The following is a 19,855-nucleotide window of genomic DNA, read 5'->3' as shown; positions in this document are numbered from 1 at the left end:
GGCGTAAGTGCGGAGATACCGATGCTGGACCGACGATCGTTCGGTGTCACCGCTCAGAGCGGGCTTTCCTTCGGTCGAAACCGGGTCCGGGGCGGTTCAGGCGTACGGAGTTCGGCGACCACGGTCATCGGCCGCCGGAAGTTCGGCCTGCTCGACCGGCTGGACATAGTCGAAGACCACCGTGGTGCGGACGTCCACGAACTCCTTGCGCCGGGCCAAGCGGTCCAGCACGAAGTCGCGGAGGTACGCCGTGCTCGGCACCGCGACGTGCACGAGGACGTCCTCGTTGCCCGTGACCACGAACACGCCCAGCGTCTCGGGCAGCGCCGCCATCGTGTCGCGGACCGACTCGATGGCCTCGCGCGACTGCGGCCGGATCCGGATCGAGATCAGCGCCTGCACGCTCCGGCCCAGCGCCGCCGGGTCCACCGCGGCGTGGAAGCCGGTGATGACGCCCCGGGCGCGCAGCGCCCGGGTCCGCTCCAGCGCGGTCGACGGCGCGATGCCGACCGCCTCGGCCAGCTCCCGGTTCGTCTGCCGGCCGTCCCGCTGCAGCCGCCGCAGGATCGCCTGATCCACCGCGTCCATGTGACCCTCCACTCATCGCCGCCGCGCCGAACGCCGTACGCGGAACGTCGGCTCAACGGTCCGTCGTCCGAAGAATATTCGGACCACACCTGGCCGTGATACCGATGGCGACGCGTCGGCGCCCTGATGACTCGGACGGCTTCGCGAACAAGCGCTTGGCTAGACTGGACGGATGCAGGGCTTCTCCGGTAAGGCGGCGGTCGCCGGGGTGGGGATGACGGACCTGTCCCGCCACTCCGGCCGAACCGAACTGCAGCTCGCCGTCGAGGCCGCCCGCCACGCGATCGACGAGGCCGGGCAGCGGCCCGACGCGATCCTCGGCTACCACCTCGGCGACTCCGCCCCGGTGATCCACGTCGCCCGGGAGCTGCGGATCGAACTCGGCTGGCACAACGAGATCTACGGCGGAGGCACCCAGTGCGCCTCGATCCTCGGTGACGCCGCCATGCTCATCGACGCCGGCCTGGCCCGTACGGTCCTGGTCTACCGCGCCCTGAACGGGCGTTCCGGGCGGCGGATGAACACCCTCTCCCTGAAGCTGGGGGAGGGCGTCGAGGAGCAGTTCACCCACCCGTACGGCCTGGCCGGCCCGGTGCAGCAGTTCGCCCTCGCCGCCCAGCGTTACCTGCACCACACCGGCCTCACCGAGGAGCACCTGTGCGCGGTGGTGCGCGGTTCGCGCACCCACGCCGTGGCCAATCCCCGGGCGCTGCGCCGGGAGGTGGAGGACTACTGGGCGAGCCCGATGGTGGCCTCGCCCCTGCGCCGCGCCGACTGCTGCCAGGAGACGGACGGCGCCTGCGCGCTCGTCATCACGTCCGCCGACCGCGCGCCGGCCGCGCCACGCGTCCACGCCGTCGTACGGGGCGGCGGTCCGGGCGCCTCGGCCATGGACCGGACCGACGACGTGACGAGGATCTTCTCCTCCCACGTGGCCGGCCCGCTGTTCGCCGCCGCGGGGATGACGCCGGCCGACGTCGACGTCGCCCTGCTGTACGACGCCTACTCCTGGCTGGTCCCGCGCCAGCTGGAGGACTTCGGGCTGTGCGCCCGCGCCGACCTCGCCGCGACCCTCCACGACGGCCTGGCCACCGTCAACCCGCACGGCGGGCTGCTGTCGGAGGGCTACGTGCACGGCCTCAACAACGTCGCCGAGGCGGTCCGGCAGCTGCGGGGCGACGGGGTGAACCAGGTCCCCGGCGCCGAGGTCGCGCTCTGCACCGGCTTCGGCGGCTCCTACGGCAGTGCCGCGATCCTCGTCCGCCCGGGGACCGGCCGGTGAACTCCGGCGGGGGTAGGGGCAGCCCGACTGCGGGGGAGGGGCGGCGCGGCGTAGGTTCTGGCGCATGCGTCCGTCCCGCGCCGTGGTGCTCGATCTGCTGCTGACGACCGGCGTGGTGGTCGGGCTGTGCGTCACCGTGTCGGTGGCGACCGAGCCCCGGGCGCGGCCGGTGGACCTCGGGGCGTACCTCATGGCCGCGCTGATCGCGTTGCCGATCCCGTTGCACCGCCGCCGGCCGCTCGGGGCCCTGCTGGCCTCCGCCGCGCTGCTGTTCGTCTACTACTCGACGGGGTATCCGGGCTTCTCCCCTGCGTTCGCGCTGTCGGTCCAGCTGTACTTCGCGTCCCTGGCGGGGAAGTGGCGCTGGGCGACCGGGGTCACCCTCTTCTACCTGATCGCCGGGTATATCGTCCTTCTCGGTCTGAAGGACCAGGCGCTGCTGCAGACGCTCAGCGACTCGCTGCCGCAGGTGACGCTGCTGGCGGGGATCATCCTGTTCGGCGAGTACGCCCGCAGCCGCCGCGAGCTGGCCGCCGAGACGCGCGAGCGCCTCCGGCAGGCCGAGGAGAGCCGCGAACGCGAGGCCGCCCGGCGGGTCGCGGAGGAGCGGCTGCGGATCGCCCGCGAACTGCACGACACGGTCGCGCACAGCATGGCGACGATCACGGTGCAGGCGGGCAGCGCCCTGCACCTGCTCGGAGACGGCGACGACGGGTCGCGGGCGGCGCTGACGGCGATCCGCAGGACGGGCAGGCAGGCGCTGGCCGAGATGCGCGCGACACTCGGGATGCTGCGGGACGGCGGCCCGTCCGCGCCCGCGCACGGTCTCGACCGGATGCCCGCCCTGCTGGACGAGCTGCGTACGGCGGGGCTGCGGGTCGACCTCGTCCGCGAGGGGTCGGGACGGCTCGCCGCGGATGTGGACCACGTCGCGTACCGGATCGTGCAGGAGGCGCTGACCAACGTGCTGCGGCACGCCGGGCCGGTGGTGACCGCGCGGGTGTCGCTGACGTACGCCGCCGGTGAGCTCCGCATCGAGGTCGCCGACGACGGTGCCGGCCCGCCCGGGAACGGGCGGCCCGGTAACGGGCTGACGGGGATGCGGGAGCGCGCCGAGGCGGTCGGGGGTTCGTTCGCCGCGGGGCGGGGCGGCGCCGGTGGGTTCACGGTGTCGGCGCGGCTGCCGGTCTCGGGTGTACCGGAGGATCCGCCGCGGCGCGGGTGAGCGCCGCTCGCCGCTCCGTACGGGCGACGACCCGTCCGTACTCCCGGGGGAGTACGGGGGCCGGGAAGTGTCATCGCGGGACGGACGCGCGTGAGCACGACCGCCCGCGAACCTCGGGACGCCATTGACACGTCCCACGAGGTGATCCCATGTACGACGGACCGCTCGCACGGCTGGCCCGTTTCTGTTACCGCCGTAGGCGCCTGGTCCTGGCGGCCTGGACGGTCGGCGCCGCGATCGTCATCGCGGTCGGCTTCGGCTTCGCCGCGCCGGCCGACAACGACTTCTCCGGCGGCAAGGCCGAGTCCTCCCAGGCGCACGACCTGATCGAGAAGCACTTCCCGGGCCGGAGCGGCGACACGCTCACCCTCGCCGTCCGCGCGGACGGCGGCGTCGAGGCCGTGCGGCCCCGGGTGGAGAGGGTGCTCGGTGACCTGGCCCGCGCCTCGCACGTCGCGTCCGTGAGCTCGCCGTACCAGGTGCCCGGCCAGGTGTCCCCGGACCACCGGACGGCGTTCGCGGCGGTCCAGCTCGACGTGAACGAGGACGACATGCCGGTGAAGGACGTCACCGCGATGATCTCCGATGTGCGGAGAGCGTCCGGAGACGGCCTCACCCTCGCGCTCGGCGGCGGGGCCGTGGTCAAGGCGGAGACCCCGGGTGGCGGGCCGACCGAGGGCATCGGGCTGCTCGCGGCCGTGATCGTGCTGCTCATCGCGTTCGGGTCGCTGCTGGCCATGGGCCTGCCGATCGTGACGGCGGTCTTCGGCATCGGCACGGGTCTGGCCGGCATCGCCCTGCTCGGCCACGTATTGCCCGCGCCGGGCTTCAGCCCGATCGTCGCCGGTCTCATCGGGCTCGGCGTCGGTGTCGACTATGCGTTGTTCATCGTGACCCGTTACCGCGAGACCCTGGGCGAGGAGGGCGCGGATCCCGAGCACGCGACCGTCGTCGCGATCGCCACGGCGGGGCGGTCGGTGCTGTTCGCCGGCTCGACCGTGGTCGTCGCACTGCTGGGGCTGTTCGTGATGGGCCAGCGGCTGCTGAACGCGGTCGCCGTCGCCGCGTCGCTGACGGTGCTGATGACGATGGTCACCGCCGTGACCCTGCTGCCCGCGCTGCTCGGCTTCACCGGCCGGAACATCGACCGCTTCGGGCTTCCGTTCGTGACCCGGCGGCACGCGCGCCGGCCTCTGTCCGAGCGGTGGGCCGGAGTGATCCAGCGGCGTCCGGTCGTCGCCCTGGCGGTCTCGGCGGCCGCACTGCTCGTCCTGGCCGTGCCGGCGCTGTCGATGCGGCTGAGCTTCACCGACTCCAGCACCCAGCCGCACGACACGAGCGCGTACGCCTCGCACCGGATCCTCGCCGACGGCTTCGGAGCCGGGTACGACGCGCCGCTGGTCGTGGTGGTCCGGTCGCCCGGTGACGTACGGCCGGTAGCCGAGGCCGTCCGCCGTACGGCGGGGGTGGCCTCGGTGACTCCCGTGCGGGCCGGCGCGGACGGCACGGCCGCCATGTTCGTCGCGTATCCGAGGACGGGCCTGCAGGACGCCGCGACGCCGAGGCTCGTGCACCGGCTGCGGGACGCCATGGCCGAGCGGCACCGCGCCGGCGGCCCGCGGGTCTACGTCGGCGGGCCGAACGCCGTGGCGATCGACTTCGCCGACGCGGTCATCTCGCGGCTGCCGTGGCTGATCGCGGTGGTCGTCGGGCTGTCCCTCGTCCTGCTGCTGGTGCTGGTCCGCTCGGTGGCCATCGCGCTCAAGGCCGCGCTGATGAACCTGCTGTCCATCGGGGCGGCGTACGGCGTGCTCACCGCGGTCGTGCAGTGGGGATGGCTGGGGCACGCGCTGGGCTTCCCGACCGGGATGCCGGTGACCGCCTGGGTGCCGCTGTTCATGTTCCCGATCCTGTTCGGGCTGTCGATGGATTACGAGGTGTTCCTCATCTCCCGAGTCCGGGAGGAGTACGACGCGGGGACGCCGACGCGGCTCGCCGTCACCCGCGGCCTGGCCCGTACCGCCCGGGTGATCACCGCCGCCGCGGCGATCATGGTGTGCGTGTTCCTGTCGGTGCTGCTCGGTGCGGACATCGCGGTCAAGCAGATGGGCCTGGGCCTGGGAGTGGCCGTGCTGGTCGACGCGACGGTGGTGCGCATGGTGCTCGTTCCCGCCGTCATGGAGCTGCTCGGCGCGGTGAACTGGTGGCTGCCGGGGTGGCTCGCCCGCCTGCTGCCCGCCGCCGAGCCGCCCGCCGCGGCGCCGGCCGTACCGGTGCGCGTCGAGTCGGGCCGGTGAGCGCCGGGGAAATGGCCGATCGGTGTGTAGACCGTGCGCGCTGAGGTAGGTCAGGGGCGGGAGGTACCAACGCCATGGCCGAATTCCTGACCGACATCAAGACGCTCCGCGAGCGGGCCAAGACCGAGATCGACAAGGGGCCGGTGACCGACGCGTACGGCGCCGATCTGGAGCGCGTCATCCAGGTCTGCAACGAGGCGCTGGCCACGGAGATCGTCTGCGTCCTGCGGTACAAGCGGCACTACTTCACCGCCACCGGCATCCACGCCGAGTCGGTCGCCGGGGAGTTCCTGGAGCACGCCCAGGAGGAGCAGAACCACGCCGACATGCTGGCCGAGCGCATCGTCCAGCTCGGCGGTGAGCCCGACTTCAACCCAGACACGCTCGCGACCCGCGCGCACGCCGAGTACGCCGGGAGTCTCGACCTGGTGGAGATGATCAAGGAGGATCTCGTCGCCGAGCGCGTCGCGATCATGTCCTATACCGAGATCATCCAGTGGATCGGGGACAAGGACCCCACGACGAAGCGGGTGTTCGAGACGATCCTCGCGCAGGAGGAGGAGCACGCCGACGACCTGCGAGGCCTGCTCGAACGCCTTCCGGAGGAGCTCAGGAGGGTGAACGAGAGCCCAGAACAGATCTGACGGCGCCGGGGCGCCGGCATCGAGCCCGGCGCCCCGCGATGGCCGGCCGGATCAGTGGCCGGGCTTGCGCGCGAGGACCAGCCGTCCCAGAGGGCTGGCGATGACCTGGACGTCCTCGAACCCGGCTCTCACGGTTACCGGGAGATGCCGTCGAAGAGGACCTTGATGTAGTGGTCGGCGAGGCCCGCGGCGTCGAGCCGGCCCTCGGGCTGGAACCACCGCACCGTCACCCAGATGGTGTCGCGGATCATGCGGTAGGTGAGCTTCGGGTCGATGTCCTCACGGAACAGTCCGGTCTCCTGGCCGCGCTCGATCTGACCGACCCACAGGCGCTCGGTCTCGGCCTCGGCCTTGGCGAGGTAGTCGAACCGGTCGAACTGCTTGAGGTAGTTCCAGTCGTTCTGCAGCACCATGATGGCGGCGCGGTGCGGGACCAGCGTGCCGAAGCAGATGCGCACGAGCTCGGACAGCACCTCCCGCGGGTCGCCGCCCTTGGCCAAGGCCGCGTGGTTCGCCGTCGCCAGCTCGTCGAAGAAGGACGTGAGGATCTCATCCACGATCGACTCCTTGGAGTCGAAGTGGTGGTAGAGGCTCCCGGACAGGATCCCGGCCTCGTCCGCGATGTTGCGGACGGTCGTCGCCTGGTAGCCCTTCTCGGCGAACAGCTCGGCGGCGAGCCTCACGAGGTGCTCGCGGCGCTCGGAGGCGAGCGTCGACGAGCCCTTCGCGCGACGGCGAGCGCCCCCCGAGGTGCCGGTGCGGGCGTCGGCCCGCGGCCGTTCGTTGTCCTTGCGCGTGGTCGTCACCCCCTCATTATGGCCTGTCCGCCCAACCGCTTGCTCAACTAACAGGGTCACGTCCGGTCACCGGTTGAACGATCCCTCCGGACGCCCGCCCTCGTGAGGCGGCGCCTGCCCGGCATAGGCTCGCATCGCCCCTGGTCATCGCCTGAGGAGAGGACCGCATGCCGCGTGCGATCGTGTTCGACCTGTTCGGCGTCATCGCCCTGCAGCAGACGCCCGAGGCCAAACGCCGGATCGAGGAGATCGCCGGTGTTGCTTCCGACGCGCTCTGGGACGCCTATTGGGCGCTCCGTAAACCGTACGACGCGGGACAGTCGAGCGCGGAGTACTGGACGGCGGTCGCCGACCGGCTCGGTGTTCGGTTCGCGCCCGCGACGATCGAGGCTCTGACCGGGGCCGACCTGGCGAGCTGGACCAACGCCGACCCGGCCATGGTGTCCCTCATCGGGGAACTGGCGGGAGAGGGCCGCCGGCTCGGCCTGCTGTCGAACATCATCGCCAACCTGGTCCCGGTCTTCGAGGAACGGCACGGGGACTGGCTCGCGCACTTCGACGCGCGGACGTACTCCTGCGCGATCGGTGTGGCCAAGCCCGACCATCGCGCCTTCGAGATCGCGGCCGAGCAACTCGGCGTCGCTCCGGCCGACTGCCTGTTCATCGACGACACCGAGGTCAACGTCGTCGCCGCCCGTGAACTCGGCATGCGCGCGGAGGTCTTCCGCTCGGCCGGCCAGGTCCGGGCGCTCATCGCCTCCTGACGCCCCGCCCGGCGTCAGGAGGCGGACCAGCCGGTCCACTTGTGGACGGTCAGGGCGATGACCGGGCCGTCCGGGGGATGGGCGCGGTACTGCCGGTACCGCTCGCGCAGGAGACCGATCGGCCCTGCCATGGCCTCCGGGTCCTCGATGATCTGGGCGGTGGCGTCGGCGCGCACCCACCAGAGACGGGACCACTCGTCCTCGTAGTGGTCGGCCAGCACCGTGACGCGGGGGTCCGCCTGGATGTTGCGCAGCCGTTTGAGGTCCCGGGTGTGCTTCGGTTTCGCGTCGATGGCGGAGTAGATCCGATCGCCGTCCACGGCGAACGTCATCACGACCAGATGCGGACGCCCCGTCTCATCGACGGTCGCCATGCGGACGGCGCGTGCGGCCGCGAAACGGGTGCGCGCGATCTGCTCCGGGAGCCTCATTCTCCGAGGCTGCCACGGGTCCGCCGCCCGAGGCGGCAGGCGGCGTGCGGCGGACTCGCCGTGTCGCCGCGGGGAAGGACGACGTGACGTCCGCGTAACGAATATGTTTCGGGCTATTGACACCGACGGTGCCTCCCGGCTTCCCTTCGTGGGAGCGCTCCCACAGAACATCCCGGGTTCATCGCGGAGCCCGGTAACCCCCCGCCTATGGAGACGACCTGAGAGGGGTCCGTCATGAGGGTCAACATGCACCGCGGGCGAGTCGGCGCCCTGGCGATCGTGCTGTCCGCCGCGCTCGCGGCGGCGTCCGCATGCTCCAGTGACGACGGCAAGTCGGACGATCCGAACGGCTCGAGCGAGAAGGTCACGCTCAACGTCGACAACTTCGGCAACTTCGGCTACCAGGAGCTGTACAAGCAGTTCCAGGCCCAGCACCCGAACATCAAGATCAACGAGCGGAACGTCCCCAAGCTCGACGACTACCTGCCGCGGCTTCAGCAGTGGATCGCCGCGGGTGCCGGCGCCGGTGACGTGGTCGCCCTCGAAGAGGGCATCGTCACGAAGTTCATGGCGCAGCCCGACAAGTTCGTCGACCTGAAGCAGTACGGCGCGTCGTCGCTGCAGAGCAACTACCTGCGCTGGAAGTGGCAGGCGGGCATCAGCGCGGACGGCTCCAAGCTGATCGGCCTCGGCACCGACGTCGGCAGCATGTCGCTGTGCTACCGCACGGACCTGTTCAAGAAGGCGGGCCTGCCCACGCAGCGCGACGAGGTCACCAAGCTCTGGCCGACCTGGGACGACTTCATCAACGTCGGCAAGCGGTTCACCGACAAGGTCGGCGGCGACACGAAGTTCATCGACAGCCCCGAGACGTACTACAACACCATCCTCATGCAGGAGGCCGGCAAGGGCGCCAACCAGACGTACTTCGACCGGAGCAACAAGTTCGTCATGGAGTCGAACCCGGCCGTGAAGGCGGCGTTCGACGAGACGGTGAAGATGTCGGACGCCGGCCTCGCCAACGGCGTGCAGTTCCTGTCCGACCCGTGGAGCCAGGCGCTGAAGAAGGACGCGTTCGCCACCGCGCCGTGCCCGGCGTGGATGCTCGGCCTCATCAAGCAGTTCGGCGGTGACGGCCAGAAGGGCAAGTGGGACGTCGCGGGCGTGCCGGGCGGCGGCGGCAACTGGGGCGGCTCCTGGCTGGCCGTGCCCACGCAGAGCAAGCACCCCAAGGAGGCGGCCGAGCTGGCCAAGTTCCTGACCAGCCCGCAGGGCCAGATCGCGGCGTTCAAGTCGGCCAACAACCTCCCCTCCAGCCCGCAGGCGCTCAATGACGCGGCGGTCAAGGGATTCAGCAACGACTACTTCAACAACGCCCCGGTCGGCCAGATCTACGGGACGACCGCGCTGAACCTCAAGCCGGTCTACCTCGGGGCCGACAACCAGGAGGTCCGGCAGGCGGTCGAGGCGGACCTGCGCGCGATCGCACAGAAGAAGCTGTCCTCGTCGGCCGGCTGGAACAAGGCCGTCTCCGACGCCAAGAAGGCGGCGGGCCTCTGAGACCGGCGGGTGGCGCCGGCCTTCCCCAGGACGCGTCGGCCGGCGCCGCCCGTCTCCACACCCGCCCGTCTTCTTCCCTGAAAGGACCTGTTGGATGGCTGTCGACATGCGGCCCGCAACGGCCGCACCTCGCGCCGCACCTCCCGGGCGGCGCTCTCTGCGCGCCCGGCTCGCCCGGATGGACCTGAAGTACTCGCCGTACCTCTACATCTCGCCGTTCTACATCATCTTCCTGGCGTTCGGTCTCTTCCCGCTCGGCTACACGTTCTGGGTCTCCCTGAACCACTGGGAGATCATCGGCGGCCACAACTTCATCGGCCTGCGCAACTACACGCGGCTGATGACCGACGACCAGTTCTGGAACGCCGTCGTCAACACGCTCGGCATGTTCGCCATCGCCACCGTGCCGCAGCTGATCCTGGCGCTGATGCTGGCCAACGCGCTCAACCGGCGGCTGCGCTTCCAGACGCTGTTCCGGATGGGTGTGCTGCTGCCGCTCGTGACGTCCGTCGCGGCGGTCGCCATCGTGTTCACCCAGCTCTACGGCCGTGACTACGGCATGATCAACTGGATCCTGCACTTCTTCGGGGTCCACAAGATCGACTGGCAGGCGAACCGGTGGGGCTCCTGGGTCGCCGTCTCGACCATGGTCGACTGGCGATGGACCGGCTACAACTCGCTGATCTTCCTCGCCGGCATGCAGGCGATCCCGCGCGACCTGTACGAGGCCGCGGCGATCGACGGCGCGTCCCGGCGGCAGCAGTTCTGGCGCATCACCGTGCCGATGCTGCGTCCGACCATCATCTTCACCACCATCATCTCCACCATTGGGGGCCTGCAACTGTTCACCGAGCCGCTCCTGTTCAACTTCGGCTACATGCAGGGCGGTTCGCTGCGGCAGTCGCAGACCGTGGCGATGTACATGTTCGAGAACGCCTTCAACCGCTTCCAGTACGGCTACGGCTCCGCGGTCGCCTGGATGCTCTTCCTGATGATCCTGCTGTTCTCACTCGTCAACTTCCTGCTGATCCGCCGCTTCGCCGGAGGTGAGGACAAATGAAGCATGCCGCGAAACGTTCCCGGCGCGCCGTCGTCCGCGGTTCCCGGCAGGCCGTCGCCGGCTCGGCGCGGCTGTGGCAGGCCAGCCCGCTCACGTACATCGTGCTGATCTTCGCGATCGTCCTATCGGCGTTCCCGCTGTACTGGATGTTCGTCGTGGCCACGCGGACCAACGCGGTCGTCGGCGCCGTGCCGCCGCCGTTCATCGCCGGTCAGCACCTCGGCGGCAACCTGCGCCGGGTGTTCGAGAACGAGCAGGCGCATTTCGCCAAGGCGCTGATCAACTCGGGGATCGCCTCGGCCGTCGTGGCCCTGTCGACGGTGTTCTTCGCGTCGCTGGCCGGCTTCGCCTTCGCGAAGCTGCGCTTCAAGGGCCGCAACGCGCTCCTGCTGATCGTCGTCGCCACGATGATGGTGCCGGTGCAGATGGGGATCATCCCGCTGTACATGGTGATGGTGCACCTGCACTGGACCGGCAAGCTCCAGGCGGTGATCGTGCCGTTCCTCGTCACCGGGTTCGGCGTGTTCATGATGCGGCAGTACGCCTCGCAGGCCATCCCGGACGCCCTCGTCGAGGCGGCCCGCGTCGATGGCGCGTCGACGTTCCGGATCTTCTGGAGCGTGGTGCTGCCCGCGCTGCGACCCGCGGCCTCCGTGCTGGCGCTCTTCACGTTCATGTCGACCTGGAACGAGTTCATCTGGCCACGGGCCGTCCTGAACCCGGAGAACCCGACCGTTCAGTACTCCCTGGCGTTGCTGAACAGCGCCTACTTCAACGATTACACGCTGATGTTCGCCGGCACTGTCGTGGCGACCATCCCGCTGTTCGTCGTCTTCGTCGTATTCGGCCGCCAGATCATCAGCGGAATCATGGAAGGGGCCGTCAAGGCATGACGATTCAGAGATCACGCGCGGAGACAGAGCTCAAGTTCCCGACCGACTTCATCTGGGGCGCGGCGACCGCGGCGTACCAGATCGAGGGGGCGGTGAGCGAGGACGGGCGCGGGCCGTCGATCTGGGACACCTTCGCTCACACGCCGGGCAAGGTGCTGGGCGGCGACACCGGCGACGTCGCCACCGACCACTACCACCGGTTCCGCGAGGACGTGGCGCTGATGGCCTCCCTCGGCCTGACGGCGTACCGGTTCTCGATCTCCTGGTCGCGGGTGCGCCCGGGCGGCACCGGACCGGTCAACGCCAAGGGCCTGGACTTCTACCGGCGCCTCGTGGACACCCTCCTCGAGGCCGGCATCCAGCCCTGGCCGACGCTGTACCACTGGGACCTGCCGCAGCCGCTGGAGGACGCCGGTGGCTGGCCGGCACGCGACACGGCGTACCGCTTCGCCGAGTACGCCCAGCTCCTCTGCGACGCGCTCGGTGACCGGGTCGTCAACTGGACGACGATCAACGAGCCGTGGTGCGCGGCGTTCCTCGGGTACGCGTCCGGGGACCACGCGCCGGGCCGCCGCGAGCCGGGGGCGTCCCTGAACGCCGCCCACCACCTGCTCCTCGGCCACGGCCTCGCCGCGCAGTCCCTGCGCGGGGAGGGCAGGAACGTCGGCGCGTCGGTCAACCTGTACGCCGTGTCACCGGCCAGCGACGCCCCGGAGGACGTCGACGCCGCCCGGCGTATCGACGGGCTGCAGAACCGCCTCTTCCTGGACGCCCTGCTGCGCGGCACGTACCCCGAGGACGTCATCGCGGACCTCGGCGACTTCGCGCCGGACGTCCACGACGGCGACATGAAGATCATCGGCGGGTCGGTCGACCAGCTCGGGATCAACTACTACAACCGGTTCTTCGTCACCGGCAAGGAGGGCGCGGCGCGCGCGATCACCTCGCCGTTCGCCGAGGCCTCGCCGTGGCCCGCCAGCGAACACGTCGGGTTCGTCCAGGTCGGCCGGCCGGTCACCGCGATGGGCTGGGAGATCGACGAGTCCGGGCTCTCCGAGGTGCTGACCCGGGTGGCGGAGGAGTACCCCTCCGTGCCGCTGTACGTCACGGAGAACGGCGCGGCCTTCGACGACGTCGTCGCGGAGGGCGAGAACGGCGACGGGCCGCGGGTCGACGACCCCGACCGCGTCGCCTACATCGAGGCGCACCTGCGCGCCTGCCACACGGCGATCAGCGCGGGTGTGCCGCTGCGCGGCTATTTCTGCTGGTCACTGCTGGACAACTTCGAGTGGGGCTGGGGATACGCCAAGCGGTTCGGGCTCGTCTACGTCGACTTCCTGACCCAGGCCCGGATCCCCAAGACCAGCGCGCAGTGGTACTCCTCCGTGATCGGTCAGGGCGGGCTCGGCACAATTAACACGTGAACACTGTCGACCGACCATCGAGCCGCCCGCCGTCGCGGGCTCTTCCGCCGGGCCAGAGAGCGCTCTCTGCGCCCCGGCCGGAGGTCCCGTGACGAGCGGGCGGCGACCGACCCTCGAGGCCGTCGCCGCACGGGCCGGCGTGGGCCGCGGCACCGTCTCCCGGGTGATCAACGGCTCGCCGAAGGTCAGCCCGGAGGCGCGTGAGGCCGTCCTGCGGGCCATCGACGAGCTCGGGTACGTCCCGAACCGCGCGGCCCGCGCCCTGGTCACGCGCCGTACGGACACCGTGGCGCTGTTCGTGTCGGAGTCGGAGGAACGCGTCTTCGGCGAGCCGTACTTCGCCGGCATCATCCGCGGGATCAGCGCGGGCCTTGCGGACACCGGCCTGCAATTGCTGCTGGTGATCGCACAGTCGGAGGACGAACACGCCCGGTTCGAGCGCTACCTCACCGGCCAGCACGTCGACGGGGTCCTGCTGATCTCCCTGCACGGCGGCGACCCGCTGCCGCTTCACCTGGAGGAGAACGGCGTGCCGACCGTGCTCGGCGGCAAGCCCGTCGGCGTGGTCCCGGTGAGCTGCGTTGACGCCGACAACCGCGGCGGCGCCCGGCAGGCCGTCGAACACCTCATCGGCCTGGGGCGCCGCCGGATCGGCACGATCACCGGCCCGCAGGACATGCAGGTCGGTGTCGACCGTCTCAACGGGTACCACGACGCCCTCACCGCGGCCGGGCTCACCGGGCCGATCGTGCACGGGGACTTCAGCGAGGAGTCCGGCGAACGTGGAATGCTCGAACTCCTCGCCCGCGAACCGGAACTGGACGCCGTGTTCGCGGCGTCGGACCCGATGGCGGTCGGCGCCATGCGGGTGCTGAAGGACCGCGGGATCCCCATTCCCCGGCAGGTCGCGGTCGCGGGATTCGACGACTCCTCGACGGCACGGCACACCGACCCGCCCCTCACCTCCGTGCACCAGCCACTGGAGGCGATGGGCCGGGAGATGGCCCGGCTGCTCGTCGCCCGCATCCGCGGAGAGGAGCTCGAACGCCCCGTCGTCATCCTGGACACCCACCTGGTGGCCCGAGAGTCCTCCCTCGGCAGCGCGAGATCGGGAGGACGCTGAGGAGATCGGGCGGGATACGAGATCGCTCGTGCGAAGCGCGGGAGTTGGGGAAGACTGAGCCGATGCAGTCGCATCTGGCCGGCCGGTACCGCCTCCGCGAGCGGATCGGCCGTGGTGGCATGGCATCCGTCTGGCTGGCCCGGGACGAGGTCCTGGTCCGCGACGTCGCGGTCAAGCTCATCGACCCGGAGCTGGCCCGGGACCCGGAGTTCCGCAGGAGGTTCCGGGACGAGGCGCGCGCCGCGGCCGCCTTGTCCCACCCGCACATCGTCACCGTGCACGACTACGGAGAGTCCGAGGACACGCCGTACATCGTGATGGAGCTGCTCACCGGCTCGACGCTCGCCGACCTGCGCCCGGTCGCCGACGCCGAGCGGGTGATCGGCCAGATCGCCTCGGCGCTGGCCGCCGCGCACGCCGCGCGCATCGTCCACCGCGACATCAAGCCCACCAACGTCTTCGTCACGGCGTCCGGGGTGAAGGTCCTCGACTTCGGCATCGCCGGTGACGCGCGGATGGGGACGCCCGACTACCTGCCGCCCGAGAACGACCTGTCGCCCTCCGCCGACGTGTACTCCCTCGGGATCGTGTGGTTCGAGGCGGTGAAGGGCCACCGCCCCGAGCCGGGGGAGACCCTCGGCGGCCTGCAGGCGCGCTGCGTCGCCCGGTCCGCCGCGGACCGGCCGACCGCCGCCGAGGTCGCCGCGGCGCTCGGGGCCGACGCCGAGCCCGTCGCCGGCCCCGGCGCGGTCACGCCGAGGAGACCCGCGCATCCGATCACCCGCGTCCTGACCGCCCCGGCCGTCCGGCGGCGCCGGGTGCCGATGGCGGCGGGCGCCGCAGCCGCGATCACGGCGGCGGTGATCGCCGTCGTCCTCAGCTCCGGCGACGACGGCTCCCGGGCCGCGCTGACCGCCCCATCCGGCCCCGTGGCGTCCACGGCGCCGTCGTCGGCCGCGCCCAGGACCTCCGAACCCGTGACGCCCGCACCGGACGCCAGGACCCCCGGTTCGGTGACCAGCGCAGCCCCGCCGCCCGCGCCACCGCCGACGGCCCGCCAGGTCAGGACCCGGACCGCGCCGGCCCCGGCCGGCACGGTCGAGGCGCTCACCCGGATGCGGCGCACGGTGGACGAGGGCACGGCCGCCCGGGAGGTCCGCTCCGACGTGGCCGTGGACCTCGACAACATCATCACGGCGCTGACGAACGAGGTCGCCGCCGGACGGCGCGTCGACCTGCGGCAGCGGATCACGGATCTCCGCCAGAAGATCATCACGCGGCTGGGTGAGGGCGGCCTGACCCGCGGCCGCGCCGACGCGCTGCTCCGCGAACTGCCCTCCGTCTGACCTACCGGGAGGGTTCGCCGAGCCCCAGCAGGGTGTAGGCGGCCATGGTGCAGCCGTCGACGATCTCCCCGTCGCGGATCATCCGCTCCAGGTCCGGCCGGGCGACCCAGCGCTGCGTCATCTCCTGCTCCTCCGGGTCGCGGTCGGCCGCCTCTCCCGCGGTCAGGCCGGTGGCCAGGAAGACGTCGCAGCGCTGGCTCGTGAACCCCGGGCCGATGGCGAACGACCCGATCCGCTTCAGCGTCTCGGCGCGCAGGCCCGTCTCCTGGACGAGCTCGGCGCGCGCCAGCTCCTCCGTGCTCGTCTCCCGGTCGTCCGGCCAGGTGCCCTGCGGGAACTCCAGCGACCGGCGGGCGAGCGTGTAGCGGTACTGCTCGACGAGGTGGAACCCGTCGTCCTCCATCGGAATGATCAGCGCCGCGGTGGGCTTGTCCACCACGCCGTAGATCCCGGGGGAGCCGTCCGGATGACGGATGTCGTCCTCGCGGACCGTCATCCACCGGTTCTGATAGACCACGCGACTGGAGACCTGGATCATGCGGTTCAGCGTCCCACAGGGATCCTCACAGGTCGCGGATCAGGTCGATGGTGGCGGTCTCCTCGGGGTCCTCGTGCTCGGTCTCGAGGAACGCCGTGACGCACTCGACCGCGACGTCCGGGGCGAGGCGTTTCAGGCTGAGCGCGAGGACGTTCGCGTCGTTCCACAGCCGGGCGTTCCGCGCGATCCAGGGCTCCCAGGCGAGCGCGGCGCGCACGCCGGGGACCTTGTTCGCCGCGATCGACGTGCCGGTGCCGGTCCAGCACATGAGCACGCCGAAGTCGGCCTCGCCGCTCGCCACCGCCCGGCCCGCCTCCCGCGAGAAGTCGGGCCACGCCGGGAGACCGTCGATGACCCGCAGATCCGCGACCTTGCCCAGGTGCTCCAGCACCGCCCGCGTGCAGTCGTTCTCGTCGTCCGCGCCGAACACCACCCTCATGGGCCCACCCTGCCACGCCGGCGCGGCGGGGCGCGAGGTGGCGGACGGCCCGGATCGCGGGGCTGGTAGACATTGGGACGTGACCGACGAACCCGAGGAGCCCGCCTGGGCCATGCAGCTCGCCCTGCGCATCGAGAAGGCCGCGCCGCCGTCGCACCTGGCGGTCTGCGAGGCGGCCGCCATGGCCGTCGTCCGGCTGCTCACCGATCCGCGCTCCGCTCCCGGCGGGGAGTGGCACGACGCGGTGGCGGCATGGGAGTCGCGGCGTATCCGCAAGGTGGCGCGGCGGGCGCGGGGCGCGCGCTGGGAGGCCCTCGCGGCCCTGCCCGGGGTGCTGGTGGACCACGACGGCGCGCCGGCGCGGGCCTTCGTGCCCGGACCGGTCACGGAGGTGCCGCCCGAGATCTCCAAGCTGCAGGTCGGCGGCACCGACCTGCCGCGCGACGACGAGCCGAAACCGCCGCCCGAGGCGCCGTACGCCCTGGTCACCCTCGACCCCGGCGTCGCCATGACCACTGGGAAGTCCGCCGCGCAGTCCGGCCACGCCGCGCAGCTGCTGCTGCGCGCCAAGGGCGAGTGGCCGGGGCTGCGGGTCCGGGTCGTCGAGGCGGACGACTGGGCCCGCAGCGTCGCCGAGGCCGACGTGGCCGTACGGGACGGCGGCTTCACCGAGGTCGCCCCCGGCACGATGACCGCCGTCGCCCGCCTCGTCTCTTAGTCTCCGGCCGGTCTTAGCCTCCGGCCGGCTCCGCGCTCTCTTCCGAAGAGCGGAGCAGCGCGAACGCGATCAGACCTCCGGCGGCCGAGAGAAAGGCCAGGACGACCAGGGACAGGCGGAACCCTGCCGTGAGCGCCGCCTCCCGGCTCGGCGCGTGCGCGTGGCCGAGCAGCGCGGCGGTGTGACTCGCCGCCAGGGAGACGAAGACCGCCACGCCCAGGGCGACGCCCAGCTGGAACGCAGTCTGACGCAGGGCGGCGGCCATCCCCTGCTCACCGCGCGCGACACCGGTCGAGACCGCGACCGTCGTCGCGACCGCGGCGGTGGTGAACGAGACCCCGATCACCACGAGCCACGGGAGCAGCGGCGGATAGTACGGCGCGTGACCGGGGAGGCGGCTCAGCCCGGCGATCGCGACCGCGGAGATCAGCGGCATCCAGGTCAGCACCGAGCGGACGCCCAGCCGGGTGACCAGAGGCCCCGCCAGGCGGACTCCGGCGACGAGGCCGGCCACGCCGGTCGGCGCGAACGCCAGACCCGCGCGGAGCGGGCTGTAGTGGTGCGCCTGCTGGAGGAAGAGGCTGCACAGCAGGACGACCGCGCCGTTGAGCGCGCCGGTGACCGCGGTCGCGAGATTCGTGCCGAGCAGCCACCTGGAACGCAGCAGCGACAAGCGGATGAGCGGATCGCGCCGGGATCTCTCGATCAGCACGAAGATCCCCGCAAGGACGATCGAGGCCACCACGACGCCGAGGAAGCCGCTTGAGGTCCAACCGTGGCCCGACCCGTACGTCGGCGCCCACACCAGCAGAGCGGCGGCGGACGTGATGAGGACGGCCCCGAGGACGTCGGGCGTCCGACGGCCGCCCGACGGGGTGAAGCCGGCGATCACCCGTACGGTCAGCGCGGCGGCGAGGGCCGCGATCGGCACGTTGATGAGGAAGACGCTGCGCCACCCCACGGTCTGCGCGAGCACCCCGCCGAGGATCTGCCCGGCGACGAAGCCCAGCGACGTGGCGGCGCCGAAGACGCCCAGGGCCCGGTTGCGCGCGGCGCCTTCGGGGAAGGTCGTGGTCAGCAGCGCCAGGGCCGAGGGCGCCAGGAGGGCGGCGCTCGCACCCTGCGCGACACGGGCGATGACCAGGAACGCCGGGGAGATCGCCAGACCGCAGGCCAGCGAGGTCACGCCGAAGGCGAGCAGGCCGGTGACGAAGATCCGGCGGTGGCCGAACAGGTCACAGAGCCTGCCTCCCAGGATCAGCAGACCGCCGAAGGCGGTGGCGTAGGCGGTGATCACGCCCTCGGCGCCGAGGGCGGTGAAGCCCAGTGATCGCTGGATTGTCGGCAGCGCCACGTTGATGATCGAAGAATCGAGGATCACCATGAACTGGGCCGTCACCATGAGCGCGAGCGCGAGACCCGTGCCCCCCTCGCGGGAAGGGGTGGTACGCGCCGGATCGGTGGCGGACAGGTGCGGCGAGATCTTTTCCTCGGAGGTGCTCACCGCGCGTTCCCCTCCCGGCGGTAGTCCGGAGGGGGCGGGAGCGGGTGGCCGTCGCGAAGAGCCTCGACCACCTGCCGCGCCTCGGTGGGCCGGTACTCCCCTAAGGCCGCGGCCTTCTCGCGCAGGCGCACCGGGTCATGGCTGAAGGAGAGGAGCACGTCATGCCCTGCGGCGGCGAACAGCTTCGCGGCGTTGCCGCCGATCCGGCCGGCACCGATGACACCGATCTTCATAAAGCCTCACTTGGGGGGAACGCTTGGGCCAAAGCTTTTTCGCCGAGCGTACACTACGGCCATGTCAGAATCGGCCCCGATGATGCGCGGTCCGCACGACTCGGTGGACCGGCTGCTGGCGGGCTGGGCGGCGGTGCGGCCCGACCTCGACCTCTCGCCCGTGGCGGTCGTCGCACGGCTCGGACGGCTCCGCCAGATCTTCGACACCGAGCTCGCGGCGACCTACTCCGAGTTCGATCTCAACGGCGCGGACTTCTACGCGCTGGTGACGCTCCGCCGGCTCGATCGACCCGGCGGCGTCTCCCAGCGCCGGTTGATGCGGGAGCTGAACCTCAGTTCCGGCACGGTCAGCGTTCGCGTGGAGCGCCTGGCAGAGCGAGGACTCGTCACCCGGTCACCGGACACGACGGACCGGCGCAACAGCCTCGTCAGGCTCACCGACGCGGGCCGGTCGCTGTTCGAGCGCGTCACTCCGGCGCACGTCGCGACCGAGAACCGCCTTCTCGCCGCGCTCGACGAGGAGGAGCGGGACGCGCTCGCCACACTCCTGCGACGGCTCCTCATCTCCTTCGAGGGCTGGACGACCGACGAGACCTTCCCCCACCTGGGGCTGACCCTCGCTCCCGCCCACGTCACGGTGAAGATCCGCCGTAGTGTGGGGCTGCCCGAGACCATCGGACTCCTCGTCCGCGTGGTCGAGCCGGAGAGCCGTGCCGACCGCGCCGGTCTCAGAACCGGGGACGTCCTCGTCCGCGCCGACGGCCGGCCGCTGCGGTCGGTCACCACGCTGTACACGGCCGTCAGCCGGGGCCGGGACTCCGGGAAGCTGACGCTCTCGGCCGTACGCGGTGCCGATGCCGAGTTCGACGCGGTCCTGGATCTGCATCCCGGATCCACCGACGAGAGGCCGCCGGGCCGCGCCATCGGCGGCGAGGCGACCTATCTCGTCTGATCTCCTCCTGCGGAGCGGCGGCCGGCCTCGGCCGCGC

General features: G+C 71.3%; 20 protein-coding genes. 13 read left to right on the top strand and 7 right to left on the bottom strand.

Annotation, left to right across the window (positions count from 1 at the left end; translation table 11 throughout):
• Positions 1-96 precede the first annotated feature (96 nt).
• The gene (locus tag NE235_RS16290; RefSeq protein WP_252803644.1) at positions 97-588 is read right to left on the bottom strand and encodes an Lrp/AsnC family transcriptional regulator; all 492 of its coding nucleotides are present in this window, start codon (positions 586-588) and stop codon (positions 97-99) included.
• A 172-nt stretch (positions 589-760) separates the two neighbouring features.
• Here NE235_RS16290 and NE235_RS16285 point away from each other — a divergent pair, with 172 nt between their 5' ends.
• The 4 genes from NE235_RS16285 to NE235_RS16270 all read left to right on the top strand — a co-directional run bounded on the left by NE235_RS16285 (position 761) and on the right by NE235_RS16270 (position 6,036).
• Positions 761-1,870 (top strand): thiolase C-terminal domain-containing protein, encoded by a 1,110-nt coding sequence (locus NE235_RS16285; RefSeq protein ID WP_252803642.1) that lies wholly within the window; start codon positions 761-763, stop codon positions 1,868-1,870.
• 64 nt (positions 1,871-1,934) lie between these two features.
• Positions 1,935-3,095 (top strand): sensor histidine kinase, encoded by a 1,161-nt coding sequence (locus NE235_RS16280; RefSeq protein WP_252803640.1) that lies wholly within the window; start codon positions 1,935-1,937, stop codon positions 3,093-3,095.
• 149 nt (positions 3,096-3,244) lie between these two features.
• Positions 3,245-5,392, top strand: a complete 2,148-nt coding sequence (locus NE235_RS16275; RefSeq protein WP_252803637.1) for an MMPL family transporter — start codon at positions 3,245-3,247, stop codon at positions 5,390-5,392.
• Positions 5,393-5,466: 74 nt separating this feature from the next.
• A complete protein-coding gene (locus NE235_RS16270; RefSeq protein WP_252803635.1) occupies positions 5,467-6,036 on the top strand; it encodes a ferritin-like domain-containing protein in 570 nt (189 codons plus the stop codon).
• Between the two features lie 134 nt (positions 6,037-6,170).
• Here NE235_RS16270 and NE235_RS16265 read toward each other — a convergent pair whose 3' ends face one another.
• Positions 6,171-6,842, bottom strand: coding sequence for a TetR/AcrR family transcriptional regulator (locus tag NE235_RS16265; protein ID WP_252803633.1), 672 nt, complete (start codon positions 6,840-6,842; stop codon positions 6,171-6,173).
• A 158-nt stretch (positions 6,843-7,000) separates the two neighbouring features.
• Between NE235_RS16265 and NE235_RS16260 the strand changes: the two genes are divergently transcribed.
• Positions 7,001-7,597, top strand: coding sequence for an HAD family hydrolase (locus NE235_RS16260; protein ID WP_252803630.1), 597 nt, complete (start codon positions 7,001-7,003; stop codon positions 7,595-7,597).
• Positions 7,598-7,611: 14 nt separating this feature from the next.
• On the opposite strand, the gene NE235_RS16255 is transcribed toward NE235_RS16260, so the two are convergent.
• Positions 7,612-8,028, bottom strand: a complete 417-nt coding sequence (locus NE235_RS16255) for a TIGR03668 family PPOX class F420-dependent oxidoreductase (RefSeq protein ID WP_252803628.1) — start codon at positions 8,026-8,028, stop codon at positions 7,612-7,614.
• 234 nt (positions 8,029-8,262) lie between these two features.
• On the opposite strand from NE235_RS16255, the gene NE235_RS16250 reads away from it, so the two are divergent.
• The 6 genes from NE235_RS16250 to NE235_RS16225 all read left to right on the top strand — a co-directional run bounded on the left by NE235_RS16250 (position 8,263) and on the right by NE235_RS16225 (position 15,434).
• The gene (locus tag NE235_RS16250) at positions 8,263-9,588 is read left to right on the top strand and encodes an ABC transporter substrate-binding protein (protein ID WP_252803622.1); all 1,326 of its coding nucleotides are present in this window, start codon (positions 8,263-8,265) and stop codon (positions 9,586-9,588) included.
• 94 nt (positions 9,589-9,682) lie between these two features.
• Positions 9,683-10,648, top strand: a complete 966-nt coding sequence (locus NE235_RS16245; protein WP_252803620.1) for a carbohydrate ABC transporter permease — start codon at positions 9,683-9,685, stop codon at positions 10,646-10,648.
• On the top strand, positions 10,645-11,541 hold the full coding sequence (locus NE235_RS16240) for a carbohydrate ABC transporter permease (protein ID WP_252803618.1): 897 nt from the start codon (positions 10,645-10,647) through the stop codon (positions 11,539-11,541). Before NE235_RS16245 ends, NE235_RS16240 begins: the two co-directional genes overlap by 4 nt.
• On the top strand, positions 11,538-12,965 hold the full coding sequence (locus NE235_RS16235; protein WP_252803616.1) for a GH1 family beta-glucosidase: 1,428 nt from the start codon (positions 11,538-11,540) through the stop codon (positions 12,963-12,965). The genes NE235_RS16240 and NE235_RS16235 overlap by 4 nt, the downstream gene beginning before the upstream one ends.
• A gap of 88 nt (positions 12,966-13,053) precedes the next feature.
• Positions 13,054-14,088 (top strand): LacI family DNA-binding transcriptional regulator, encoded by a 1,035-nt coding sequence (locus NE235_RS16230; protein WP_252803614.1) that lies wholly within the window; start codon positions 13,054-13,056, stop codon positions 14,086-14,088.
• Positions 14,089-14,150: 62 nt separating this feature from the next.
• Entirely contained in the window at positions 14,151-15,434 is a 1,284-nt protein-coding gene (locus tag NE235_RS16225) for a protein kinase domain-containing protein (RefSeq protein WP_252803612.1), read from the top strand.
• 1 nt (position 15,435) lies between these two features.
• Here NE235_RS16225 and NE235_RS16220 read toward each other — a convergent pair whose 3' ends face one another.
• Positions 15,436-15,972, bottom strand: a complete 537-nt coding sequence (locus tag NE235_RS16220; RefSeq protein WP_252803610.1) for an NUDIX domain-containing protein — start codon at positions 15,970-15,972, stop codon at positions 15,436-15,438.
• Positions 15,973-15,997: 25 nt separating this feature from the next.
• Positions 15,998-16,411: an RpiB/LacA/LacB family sugar-phosphate isomerase gene (locus NE235_RS16215; RefSeq protein WP_252803602.1), complete on the bottom strand. Its 414-nt coding sequence runs from the start codon at positions 16,409-16,411 to the stop codon at positions 15,998-16,000.
• A 79-nt stretch (positions 16,412-16,490) separates the two neighbouring features.
• Between NE235_RS16215 and NE235_RS16210 the strand changes: the two genes are divergently transcribed.
• On the top strand, positions 16,491-17,129 hold the full coding sequence (locus tag NE235_RS16210) for a hypothetical protein (RefSeq protein WP_252803594.1): 639 nt from the start codon (positions 16,491-16,493) through the stop codon (positions 17,127-17,129).
• 13 nt (positions 17,130-17,142) lie between these two features.
• On the opposite strand, the gene NE235_RS16205 is transcribed toward NE235_RS16210, so the two are convergent.
• Together NE235_RS16205 and NE235_RS16200 are read right to left on the bottom strand one after the other, a co-directional pair.
• Positions 17,143-18,633, bottom strand: a complete 1,491-nt coding sequence (locus tag NE235_RS16205; protein WP_252803592.1) for an MFS transporter — start codon at positions 18,631-18,633, stop codon at positions 17,143-17,145.
• Positions 18,630-18,866: an NAD(P)-binding domain-containing protein gene (locus tag NE235_RS16200; RefSeq protein ID WP_252803590.1), complete on the bottom strand. Its 237-nt coding sequence runs from the start codon at positions 18,864-18,866 to the stop codon at positions 18,630-18,632. The genes NE235_RS16205 and NE235_RS16200 overlap by 4 nt, the downstream gene beginning before the upstream one ends.
• A 61-nt stretch (positions 18,867-18,927) precedes the next feature.
• Here NE235_RS16200 and NE235_RS16195 point away from each other — a divergent pair, with 61 nt between their 5' ends.
• Positions 18,928-19,818, top strand: a complete 891-nt coding sequence (locus tag NE235_RS16195; protein WP_252803588.1) for a MarR family transcriptional regulator — start codon at positions 18,928-18,930, stop codon at positions 19,816-19,818.
• Positions 19,819-19,855: the final 37 nt, after the last annotated feature.

This window comes from Actinoallomurus spadix (genome assembly GCF_024055725.1).
GTDB lineage: Bacteria > Actinomycetota > Actinomycetes > Streptosporangiales > Streptosporangiaceae > Actinoallomurus > Actinoallomurus spadix.
The sequence above is the reverse complement of the archived record's forward strand: the minus strand, read 5'-3'. Positions and strand labels throughout refer to the sequence as shown.

Bases quoted from the DNA above. Each gene is read 5' to 3' on its own strand.
- NE235_RS16245 (WP_252803620.1), top strand. From the start codon at position 9,683: ATGGCTGTCGACATGCGGCCCGCAACGGCCGCACCTCGCGCCGCACCT.
- NE235_RS16285 (WP_252803642.1), top strand. From the start codon at position 761: ATGCAGGGCTTCTCCGGTAAGGCGGCGGTCGCCGGGGTGGGGATGACG.
- NE235_RS16270 (WP_252803635.1), top strand. From the start codon at position 5,467: ATGGCCGAATTCCTGACCGACATCAAGACGCTCCGCGAGCGGGCCAAG.
- NE235_RS16275 (WP_252803637.1), top strand. From the start codon at position 3,245: ATGTACGACGGACCGCTCGCACGGCTGGCCCGTTTCTGTTACCGCCGT.
- NE235_RS16225 (WP_252803612.1), top strand. From the start codon at position 14,151: ATGCAGTCGCATCTGGCCGGCCGGTACCGCCTCCGCGAGCGGATCGGC.
- NE235_RS16200 (WP_252803590.1), bottom strand. From the start codon at position 18,866: ATGAAGATCGGTGTCATCGGTGCCGGCCGGATCGGCGGCAACGCCGCG.
- NE235_RS16235 (WP_252803616.1), top strand. From the start codon at position 11,538: ATGACGATTCAGAGATCACGCGCGGAGACAGAGCTCAAGTTCCCGACC.
- NE235_RS16220 (WP_252803610.1), bottom strand. From the start codon at position 15,972: ATGATCCAGGTCTCCAGTCGCGTGGTCTATCAGAACCGGTGGATGACG.
- NE235_RS16260 (WP_252803630.1), top strand. From the start codon at position 7,001: ATGCCGCGTGCGATCGTGTTCGACCTGTTCGGCGTCATCGCCCTGCAG.
- NE235_RS16255 (WP_252803628.1), bottom strand. From the start codon at position 8,028: ATGAGGCTCCCGGAGCAGATCGCGCGCACCCGTTTCGCGGCCGCACGC.
- NE235_RS16250 (WP_252803622.1), top strand. From the start codon at position 8,263: ATGAGGGTCAACATGCACCGCGGGCGAGTCGGCGCCCTGGCGATCGTG.
- NE235_RS16240 (WP_252803618.1), top strand. From the start codon at position 10,645: ATGAAGCATGCCGCGAAACGTTCCCGGCGCGCCGTCGTCCGCGGTTCC.
- NE235_RS16215 (WP_252803602.1), bottom strand. From the start codon at position 16,411: ATGAGGGTGGTGTTCGGCGCGGACGACGAGAACGACTGCACGCGGGCG.
- NE235_RS16195 (WP_252803588.1), top strand. From the start codon at position 18,928: ATGTCAGAATCGGCCCCGATGATGCGCGGTCCGCACGACTCGGTGGAC.
- NE235_RS16280 (WP_252803640.1), top strand. From the start codon at position 1,935: ATGCGTCCGTCCCGCGCCGTGGTGCTCGATCTGCTGCTGACGACCGGC.
- NE235_RS16290 (WP_252803644.1), bottom strand. From the start codon at position 588: ATGGACGCGGTGGATCAGGCGATCCTGCGGCGGCTGCAGCGGGACGGC.